Source organism: Corynebacterium sp. HMSC071F07, from assembly GCF_001810285.1.
Classification (GTDB): Bacteria; Actinomycetota; Actinomycetes; order Mycobacteriales; family Mycobacteriaceae; genus Corynebacterium; species Corynebacterium simulans.
Genome location: NZ_KV800714.1, coordinates 222,956 through 225,480, shown reverse-complemented (window position 1 = coordinate 225,480; position 2,525 = coordinate 222,956). Strand labels below are relative to the sequence as shown.

Below are 2,525 nucleotides of genomic sequence, written 5' to 3'. Positions count from 1 at the left end.
ATCCGTCGGGTCGGTTGGGTCGGTCGGATCCGTCGGATCGGCTGCGACGACGTCGATGGTGAACGTCGTGGTGGACTTGTTTCCAGCGGCGTTGGTTGCCGTGATAGTAACCGTGCTGCGGCCAAAGGCGCTCGGCTTGCCGCTGATGGTGCCGGTAGCTGGGTCAAATTCGACGCCAGTAGGCAGGCCGGTTGCGCGCAGCGTTGCTGCTGGGTCATCGCTGTGAACGGTGACTTCAGTGACGTCTTCGCCCAGCTTCACGGTCTGATCCGAAATCGGGTCAAGCTTCGGCGCGCTGGTATCGGCCGGCTCACGGACCACGATGGTGAAGGTTTCGTCGGTGGCATTGCCGCTGGCATCGGTGACCGTCACGGTGACCTCGTAGGTGCCCGGCTTGGTCGGGGTGCCGGTGATGGTGGCAACGCCGTCAACGGTCTCAAGCTTCACGCCATCCGGCAGACCGGAGGCCGTTACCTTATCCGTGTCCGAATCAGAAGAGACCCGAATCGTTTCAATCGGCGTATTGGCATCGACAGCCTGATCTGCAATCGGATCCACCTGCGGACCGGTTGCATCCTTTACGGTGATGGTCAGCTTCTTTTCGGTAGTATTGCCTGCCGCATCGGTGGCGGTCACCGTCACTTCATAGGTGCCCGGAGTAGTTGGCACACCGGAAATCTCGCCGGTGGACGCGAAGAACCGAACGCCATAAGGCAAGCCAGTCACGGTCAGGGTAGCCTGCGGGTCATCCGAGGTGATGTGAATCGGGTCAAGCTCGGTGTCTTCCGTGACGGTCCGATCGGCGACGCCGTCTAAGGAAGGCCCCTCAGAATCGACCACGGTGATCGTGAACTTCTCGACGGAAGACTTACCGTCGGCGTCAGTGGCCGTTACGGTGACCACGATGGGGAAGTCACCCGCGCGGGTTGGAGTACCCGAAATCGTATTGGTATTGGTGTCGTAAGTAACGCCGTCCGGCAGCCCGGTCACGGTGATCGTCGTAGAAATCGACGGATCCGTCACGGTTGGCTTAATCTCCGTAATCGCTTCCCCTAGCGGCACCTTCTGATCCGAAATTGGTTCCAGAACCGGCGCTCCAGGGTCGACGACGGTGATGGTGAAGGTCTCCTTGGTCGTGTTGCCCGCGGCATCGGTGACAACCACGGTCACGGGGTGCTCACCAGCGGTGGTTGGCGTGCCAGAGATGGTCCGGGTTTCTGGGTCGAAGCTGAGACCAGCATTTATGCTGATGACCGTCACGGTGTCGCTCGGATCGTCGCTGTCTACCTTGACAGGAGCGATGGCAACGCCCTTCTTTACCGCTTGATCGTCGATGGGGTTGACCTTCGGAGCAGTGGAATCGCTGACCGTGATGGTGAAGTCAACGTAGGAGGTGTTTCCGGCCGCATCGGTTGCCAGGACGCGCACTGGGTAAGTGCCCGCGGTGGTTGGCGTGCCGGAAATCGTGTTGGTAGCGGCGTCATACTGAACGCCCTCTGGCAGGCCGACTACGGAAATCTTGGCATCAGGGTCATCCGCCTTGACAACGATATCTTTAATGGCGCTGCCGGCAGCAACGTCTTGGTCACTGATCTCGTCCAGCTTTGGCCCCTGGGCATCGGTGACGGTGATGGTCGAGGTATCGATAGCCTTGTTGCCCGCTTCGTCGACCGCGGTCACGGTCACGGTGTAGGTGCCCGGCTTGGTTGGGGTACCGGTGATTAGTCCCGTCTCTGGGTCAAAAGTCATGCCATCAGGTAGGCCTTCAACCGTTACCTTCGCAGAAGGATCATCTACGCGCACTGGAATCGGGTTGGCCTCAGATCCCGCAGCGACCGTGCTATCGGGCAGCGGCTGGATGACTGGTGCACCGGCGTCATTGACGTTGATGTTGAAGACTTCTTCGGTGGTATTGCCAGCGTCGTCCTTAGCGGTGATCGTCACTGGGTAGCTTCCCGGCTTAGTCGGGGTGCCCTCAATCTGCTTGGTATCGGGGTTATAGCTCAAACCCTCAGGCAAGCCAGTGACTGTCAAGGAGGTCACCGCAACGTTGTCCTCAGCGGTAATCTCAATTGGCGTGATCGGGGAATCCGCGGGAACGGTAGGATCCGAAATCGGCGCGATCTGCGGCGCGGTCTTATCGGAGACGGTGATGACAAAATCAACGGGCTGCGAGGTATTGCCGGCGGCATCGGTAGCCGTGACCTTAATGGTGTAGGTTCCCGGCTTCTCTGGGCGGCCGGTAAAGGTGTTGGTCACGGGGTCGAAGCTAACCCCCTTCGGCAGGGTCTCCGGATCAACCTGGACGGTAGCATCCGGATCATTTACCGAGACCACGACCGGCTTAATCGTCTCGTTCAGAGCGATATCCTGCTTCTCAATCGGATCGATGACCGGGGCGGTCTTGTCTTCGACGGTGATGGTAAACGGTTCGTAGGACACGTTGCCCGCTGCATCAGTTGCCGCAATAACGACATCATAGGTACCCGGCTTAGTCGGGGTGCCGGAGATTTTCTTGGTCTCGG

The 2,525-nt window shown here is 59.4% G+C and carries 1 protein-coding gene; it reads right to left on the bottom strand.

All coding sequences use genetic code 11. From position 1 onward, the window contains the following. Positions 1 to 2,525: putative Ig domain-containing protein (locus HMPREF2724_RS12895; RefSeq protein ID WP_210386700.1), on the bottom strand; the 2,525-nt coding region annotated here is incomplete at both ends.